The sequence below is a fragment of the Candidatus Phytoplasma gossypii genome (assembly GCF_030586975.1).
Taxonomy (GTDB): Bacteria; Bacillota_I; Bacilli_A; order Acholeplasmatales; family Acholeplasmataceae; genus Phytoplasma; species Phytoplasma citri.
In genome coordinates this window covers 1-7,334 of the sequence record NZ_JAOSIT010000029.1, presented here as the reverse complement: position 1 = coordinate 7,334, position 7,334 = coordinate 1, and the positions used below count along the sequence as shown (strand labels likewise).

The window sequence follows — 7,334 nt, the reverse complement described above, 5'->3', positions numbered from 1 at the left end:
TTTAAAGTCGCTTCAAGCTCATGAAGAAAGTTTAAGAAAAGAATTAAAACTGGTGGAAAATCGTCGGGAACTCCAAAAAGAACCTACTAACCTTGCCAACTACATTAAAGAAGGTTACCCTTTTGACCGTTGGAACGAAGATGGTAAAACTTATAATTATACCACTTTAAACGGATTTGATTCCGCTTTTTTCAATAAAAAAGATGACAGTCAATTATATTTATATGTAAAATTTGAAAAACAACAAAATAAAGGTCCAGGTGGCAATTATTTAATCCTTAAATACCAAGGCCCTAAACACTTCTTAGAAGAAGACAAGGACTATTATCTTGGTGAAGCTTTTGTTCACGATGCTAACTTTGAATTAACTGATTTCTATCTTCACTTTAACCCAAAAAGAAGAACTTTATCCCTTTATCAAGATAAACATCACGCTAAAAATCAAAAATAATTTCACCATCTGAAATACTCTTATGTAGAGTCTTTTTTTATGTTAAAGGAGGTAAAAATTATGAAAATAAAATCAATCAATCAAAAAAGCTTTAATTTCAGTTTGATTATCTTGATCGGTTATGGGTTTTTAATGCCTCACAGCCTTTACGCTTTACCTCGGCCTCAATTAAAACGTTGTAACGCCTGCAAATATGCTGAACACAAATTAATTTTAGCCAAAAACCTCGAACCCGAAAAAAATCCCCAAAAGAATTTAGCCCAAAATATTTCCCACAAAATTAAAAAAAGCATGAATTCAATCCTTCAAATTACCCATTGGGGAATTGATCTTTTAACTATTATTAATGAAATAATCGATTTAACCAATCACTAAATAAAAATCAAGAAAGCGAGTAATATCATATATGGCCAAAAAAATAATTGTAACTAAAAAGAAGCAATCTCAAAACCATAATAAAATAAATCAATCAAAAAACAATAAATCTACTAAAATAATTATCAAAAGAAAAACTCCAACTCCTAAAATCATTATCGAAACTCAAACTAACAAAGAAAACTGGTTACTTAAAATAATTAAAAATTCCTTTAATATTCTTATTTGGTCTATCCCCTTTTTCTTAATTGGGGGAGGTATTTATTGGACCCTTTTTAAATTCTTTCCTAATTTTTACCACCAAATCAATGCTTTTACAGGCGATGTCGCTATTAAAACTAAATCATTCTACGATAAAACTACGCAACCGATTCGTCAAGTTGTCGAAAATGTTTATAACAAAATAACAGGAAATGATAAAAAGCCTCTTTCGCCTAAAGCAAAATTAGGTTGTTATCTTGCTACTACTTTAAGTGTTATTGGGATTTGTTTAGGCATCGGGAAAATGGGTAATTGGCTAAAAAAAGGAAAAAAAACCACTATTAAACAAGGAACGAAAGCGCTCCTACAAAAGCGAGCGACTTCCCTTAGTGGTAAAATCCTCCGAATCGGTAGTAAAGCTTTAGGACTAGTTTCTTTAGCGGCAACTACTTACGAACTTTATCAATTTTATCGTGAAGAAACCAAAATTTCTAATCCGCCCCAACCATTAACCCAGCAAATAAAAAATCCCCCAATCCTTAACTTACCAACTAATATGAAAGATGAAAAAACAACGATAACTAATCATGATGAAGTGAAAGAAACAATAACTCCAGTAGAAAAAAATCAAGAAGAAAGTAAAACTGGTAACTTGAACAATCCCTGATCAGGGTTCAGTTGATAAACCAACAACTGAACCTACCTTTCTTCCCCAAGAACAACTCCCACAAACACCACTCCTTGGCGAGGAATTCAAAGAAATTACCCAAACGCAATTAACTTCTGAAGAAATGATGAAAGCCAAAAACTTATTAGAAATTCAACTCCAACAAGAAAAAATTAATAGTTTAAATTTGGAAACTCAAAAAGCCAATTTAGAACACGATTTAACCCAAAAACAAGCTGAATTAGAAAACAACCAAAAACTATCGGCACAAGAAAAAGAAACCCTTCAACAAGAAATAAATCATCAAACTAACCAAATCCGTGCGAAAGAAAACGAAATCTTGACCCAAGAACAAAAGATTAATCAATTAGAAACTGACCTTCACCAAGAAAAAACTCTTAACACCGAAAAAGAAGCCCAAATCAATCAATTAATCCAACAAATCAACGCCCAAAACCAAATGACCGAACAACTCCAAAACCAACTCCAAGAACAAAAAGCTTTAATTGAAACGAAAAATCAAGAATTAATCACCAATCAAGCTTTATCTGAACAAGCCAAACAAACCCTTCAAAACGAAATCAATCAATTAACAACTAATTTCCAACAAAAAGAAAAAGAATATCAAGCAACTATCTACCGAAAAGACCAAGAAATCACCCACTTAAACCAAATCATCAACACCCAAGCCGAAGAAATTAACCGTTTAAGCGCGGAATTAGAACAACAAATCGATAAATGGGTACAACAAGGTCTACATATTCAAGCGCTCGAAGGCACTATTAAAACTTTAGAAAACGCCTCTGGCAAATATATCGAAGAAAACGCTGAACTCCGTCATGAAATCAATAAACTTAAAGAACAAATTAAAGAGGAACAAAAAGCCCATGAAGCCACTAAAGTACAATTAAAAGAAAAAGGTGATGAATTAACCCAAATAACAACAGAATACAAAAAAATTGAAAAAACCATAGACAAACAAAAAACCTGGAAAGGTTCCATTCAACCCTTTACTAATAAAATTAAAGACATAGTAAACGAAAAAGTTGATAGAGTAACCGAAAAAGTTAATAGAGTAACTTCTTGGTTCTCAAAATGGTTTTAATGAAAATTTCAAAGGCAAATGTGTTAAAATGTTGATATGTTATCGATTACCCGAAAGGAAATAATCATGTTTATTATTATTAAAAAATTCATTAAATGGGTTTTGATCATATTAGGATTATTATCATGTTTATTGATCGGTTTTTTGGTTTTAACCGAAACGAAAATCATTAAGTTACCGAAAGAAGAAATTCCTATTTTAAAAGAAACCAAAGCGGAAATTCATGAAGAATGGTATGATGATAACAAAAAATGTCAAATGATTAAAGCTAAATATACTTTTTATGGCCTTAATGGTATCGGTTATTATCAACAACAACTCGCTAACAAAGCAAATATCGGAGCTTTCGAATTCATGAAAATTCAAGATCGCCTCAAAACCCAAAAAGAACCTACTAACTTAGTTTGTTACATCAAAGACCGTCATCCGTTCGACCGTTGGAACGAAGATGGTAAAACTTATAATTATACCACTTTAAACGGATTTGATTCCGCTTCTTTCTTTAAAAAAGATGACAGTCAATTATATTTATATGTAAAATTTGAAAAACAACAACACAAAGGTCCAGGTGGCAATTATTTAATCCTTAAATACCAAGGCCCTAAACACTTCTTAGAAGACGATAAGGACTATTATCTTGGCGAGGCTTTTGTTCACAATGATAACTTTGAATTAACTGATTTCTATCTTCACTTTAACCCAAAAAGAAGAACTTTATCCCTTTATCAATACAAACATAATCATGATAAAGCTAAAGAAGCTGAATATCTTTCAAGAACTAATGATGACTGGTAATTTAAACCAATTATTATCATAAAAATTTATTTTGTTCCAAGACCCTTTTCAGGGTCTTTTTTATTTAACAACACGAACCTAGAAAGGAAATAAAAACCTATGTTCATTAATAAAATCTTACCAATTTTACCAAATAATCTCCTTTTATTTATCATTACCTTATTGTTGTTATTTCCGTTAACCACCATTTATTATGTGTTTAAATTTTATCTTTTTACCGTTAAATTAAGTATCCGTCACCTCCAAAAAGGCATCATGGTCCAATTTTACCAATATTTAACCACCAAGCAACCGAATCATCATGTGGCATCTTTTTAATCCTTGGTTAACCAAGATAAACCATCTGCTTCAGCGAATAAGTAGTTCTTTCTTAACTTACCAAAATCAATGGTTAAATTTAGGTTTATTCACGATTATTTTATTATTTCTTCCCCATTTATTATCTTTAATTGATTTTATCCTTAAAGTTTTTTATCACCTTTTGTGTTTCTTTTATTATTTAGGAAAATATCTGTTATTATTATTTAAAAAAAATTTTAAGAAAGAATAATTATGATGCGCATCAAAAACTTAAATCAACGGACCAAATTATGGTACCAACATCGTCAAAAATATATTAACGCTTCCGAAATCGCTTCCATTACAGGATTAGATCCTTTTCGTTCGCGAGAACAATTAGTCCATGATAAACTCTTTGGCACCCCTTTTACCGCTAATCAATATACTCTCCATGGGCAAAAAATGGAACCCATCGCTAGAGAATTTTTCATTCAAAAAACCAATTTACCTTTTAAAGACGCTATTTTTACTGATGATCAAGTTAACCTTTTTTCCGCATCTTTAGATGGCTACAACGAACAACATCAAGCGGTTTTAGAAATTAAATGTCCTTTTGTGAATGAAAACCAAGCAGTTTCTAGCACTTGGACTAGTTTTTTAAACAATCCCCAGTTAGAAAATATCCCTAAATACTACTGGGCCCAAGTCCAATGCCAACTTTTTTGTTCCCAAGCAAAATTCGCTTACTTTTTAGTTTATTTTCAGGACACTCATTATTATGTGGTGCGGATTTATCAAGAGCAAACTTTTATCATGAAAATGATTCAAGATAGTGAAAAATACTTAGCCCTTTTAAACAAAGCCAAACAAGAATTAGCTCAAACCACTTATTTAAAACAATTAAGTAAAATCAAATAATTATTAATTAATATTTTGAGACCTTCATCCAGAAGGTCTTTTTTTATGCCCACAATTGACTTTAAAGGAGAAACTATAATGAAATTAATTGTTTTTGAAGGCTTAGATGGGAGTGGGAAAACAACACTGATTCAGACGCTTTATCACCAATTAACTCCTTGTCCTCAAGTTTATCAAGGATTAGGCAGTAGCACGATTGGTAAGGAAATACGAGATTTATTTTTAAATTTTCCCCAAGTAGATTATCTGACCCGTTTTTATTTAAGTTTGGCTAATATGACCCAAATCCAAGCGGAATTATTTAACAACCACCCATTAATTATCTACGATCGTTGGTTACCTTCTACCTATGCTTACCAATTATTTCCTTTTTTTCAAGAAAAGCAACAACTTTTATCGTTAAAAAAGATCTTTCAAATCAATCATGAAACTATCTTAAAAAAACCTGATTTATTAATTTATTTAGATATTGATCCTAGCAGGGGTTTAAAAAGAAAACAAAGCCAACCCCACCACCAAAGCGATTTCATCGAACAAAAACCGTTAACTTATTTTCAAACCGTGCGCCAAGGATACCAACATTATCTTACTCATTATACTAGGGGTATGAAGAAATTAATCTTAAACGGAAGTGATCCTGTGTCAGCAAATATCAAAAAAATTATGAAATATTTAGGAGCAAGCAAATAATGGCTATTATCGTTAAGAAAAAATGTCAAAATGGTAATTTATATATCTATTATAGCAACGGCAAAATTAAAACCATCAAACCTGATGGCACTGTCACTTGGAAAACCAAAAAAATTAACTTTCGACTCGCCCAAAAGAGTCTTTTTTTATTGAGAAAGGGGAAAAATAAATGAAAGCATTAACTAATTTAGCTTTTGAACAGATTAAAGTTTTTAAGCCGCAATCTTTATGTGTTCAAATCACAAAACTGATCATCAACCCCACTCTCTTCAATCATCCTTTTCACGAATATATGATCCAACATCATCATTTCTTAAATCAATATTTCAGGAATCACCACTACAACTCCCAAAGTCAAAAAGTAATTCGCGGTAAAATCAATGAATATCTTATTTTATTCTATTTTCAACACCAAGGAATCATTCATTTATATCCTCAAGCTTATTTATTCTTTATTCCTGATATTAAATTTGATTTAGTGTTATTTACGAAAACCAAACGAATTATCGCGTTTAATTTTAAAACTTGTTTACGGGACCGTTATAAACAAGCCATGGTCGAAGCCCAACAACTCAAAAAACTCGATACGCGTTTTGAATTTTATTTATTAACCAATCATGAAATCGAAGCCCAAAGATTAAACAAGAAAATTAACCAAGGGAAAATCCTCGGGATTAATCAAGTTATTGACTTATTTTCTCCGCGCGCTAATCACTTCTTACACACTTTAAGGATAAACCAATTTATTCCTTTTCCCGATATTAATATCATTAAAAAAGCCCAAAGGAGTTAAGTGGCCATGTTAACCAATGAACAAAAAGCCCTAAAACAAATTATCACCTATCTAAACCAAAACAAAAAGGAACAATTAGAGTTTTATTTTGACCTAATTGATCCGCAATGGTTTTTCGAGCCTCAACATCGTCAAATCTTTCAAGCCTTAAAATATTTAACTTTAGAAAAAACCTCTTTTCATCCTTTTGATCAAAATCCATCTCCAACTTCGATTATTAATGAATTACTGACTTATCTCCAAACCCATTTTCCTCAAGAAACCTTTACCCAAACCTCCTTAGCTTTTTTAAGTGAGCCAGACCAGGTGGAAAATAACTTAGATTGCTTAACTAACTTAAAACATACTTATACCCAAGAAAAACTCTTCCAACAACTCTTAAAAATAATTAAACCTACTTTTGACCATCCCGATCCTTATCATCGCCATCTCTACTACCAAGAAATTTTCGCTAAATTAAGAAAATTTATGGCTTGGATTCCCCACCAATCCGACCAAACCTTATTCACCATCCCCCAAATGGCTACCATTCATCCTGAATTTTTTAAAACTGATCGTCAAGCCCAAGAAACGATTCGCGCCGAATATTATCGTTTATCCGAAAACTTCCGTGGTTTAAATCAAACCACTAACGGCTTTAAAAAAGGCCAAGTGATTACGATTGGCGGTTATACGGGTTTAGGGAAAACTAGTTTTGTTTACCATCTGCTCTTAGATATTTCCCAAACTAAGTGGCAAGAAACGAATCATTACCCCCATATCTTGGTTTTTTCTTATGAAATGACTTTAGCAGAAAATTTAAGTCGCTTCTTAGCGAACTTAACCCAAATCCCCCTCGAAGTTATTTTCACCAAAAACTGGGAAGAGACAGGCATTTCCCCTGCCCTTTACACGGAAAGGATGAGAATAGCTAAACCCTTCTTGAACAATCTCAAGATTACTTTCAGCTATGATCCTACCAAAAACATTGATTATGTCCTGGATTTAGTTTATCGGCGCCATTTAGAACAACAAATAGAGATTGTGGTGATTGATCATCTCCAAATTACCAAAGCAACTC

The 7,334-nt window shown here is 32.1% G+C and carries 9 protein-coding genes and 1 pseudogene; all 10 read left to right on the top strand.

The window, feature by feature from the left end; translation table 11 throughout:
- Nucleotides 1–451 (top strand): annotated as a pseudogene (locus tag OC698_RS02400) (AAA family ATPase); the annotation flags it as partial.
- Nucleotides 452–511: 60 nt separating this feature from the next.
- Entirely contained in the window at nt 512–826 is a 315-nt protein-coding gene (locus OC698_RS02395; protein WP_304513121.1) for a hypothetical protein, read from the top strand.
- 31 nt (nt 827–857) lie between these two features.
- Nucleotides 858–1,694, top strand: coding sequence for a hypothetical protein (locus OC698_RS02390; RefSeq protein WP_304513120.1), 837 nt, complete (start codon nt 858–860; stop codon nt 1,692–1,694).
- A 127-nt stretch (nt 1,695–1,821) separates the two neighbouring features.
- A complete protein-coding gene (locus OC698_RS02385) occupies nt 1,822–2,799 on the top strand; it encodes a coiled-coil domain-containing protein (protein WP_304513119.1) in 978 nt (325 codons plus the stop codon).
- A gap of 66 nt (nt 2,800–2,865) precedes the next feature.
- Nucleotides 2,866–3,594: an effector gene (locus OC698_RS02380; RefSeq protein ID WP_304513118.1), complete on the top strand. Its 729-nt coding sequence runs from the start codon at nt 2,866–2,868 to the stop codon at nt 3,592–3,594.
- A gap of 555 nt (nt 3,595–4,149) precedes the next feature.
- Nucleotides 4,150–4,791, top strand: a complete 642-nt coding sequence (locus tag OC698_RS02375) for a YqaJ viral recombinase family nuclease (RefSeq protein ID WP_304513122.1) — start codon at nt 4,150–4,152, stop codon at nt 4,789–4,791.
- Between the two features lie 78 nt (nt 4,792–4,869).
- Nucleotides 4,870–5,481, top strand: a complete 612-nt coding sequence (tmk, locus tag OC698_RS02370; RefSeq protein ID WP_304513117.1) for a dTMP kinase — start codon at nt 4,870–4,872, stop codon at nt 5,479–5,481.
- On the top strand, nt 5,481–5,654 hold the full coding sequence (locus OC698_RS02365; RefSeq protein WP_304513116.1) for a hypothetical protein: 174 nt from the start codon (nt 5,481–5,483) through the stop codon (nt 5,652–5,654). Before tmk ends, OC698_RS02365 begins: the two co-directional genes overlap by 1 nt.
- Nucleotides 5,651–6,274, top strand: coding sequence for a hypothetical protein (locus OC698_RS02360; RefSeq protein ID WP_304513115.1), 624 nt, complete (start codon nt 5,651–5,653; stop codon nt 6,272–6,274). Before OC698_RS02365 ends, OC698_RS02360 begins: the two co-directional genes overlap by 4 nt.
- A 6-nt stretch (nt 6,275–6,280) precedes the next feature.
- On the top strand, nt 6,281–7,334 hold a 1,054-nt coding region (locus OC698_RS02355), incomplete at its 3' end, for a DnaB-like helicase C-terminal domain-containing protein (protein ID WP_304513114.1).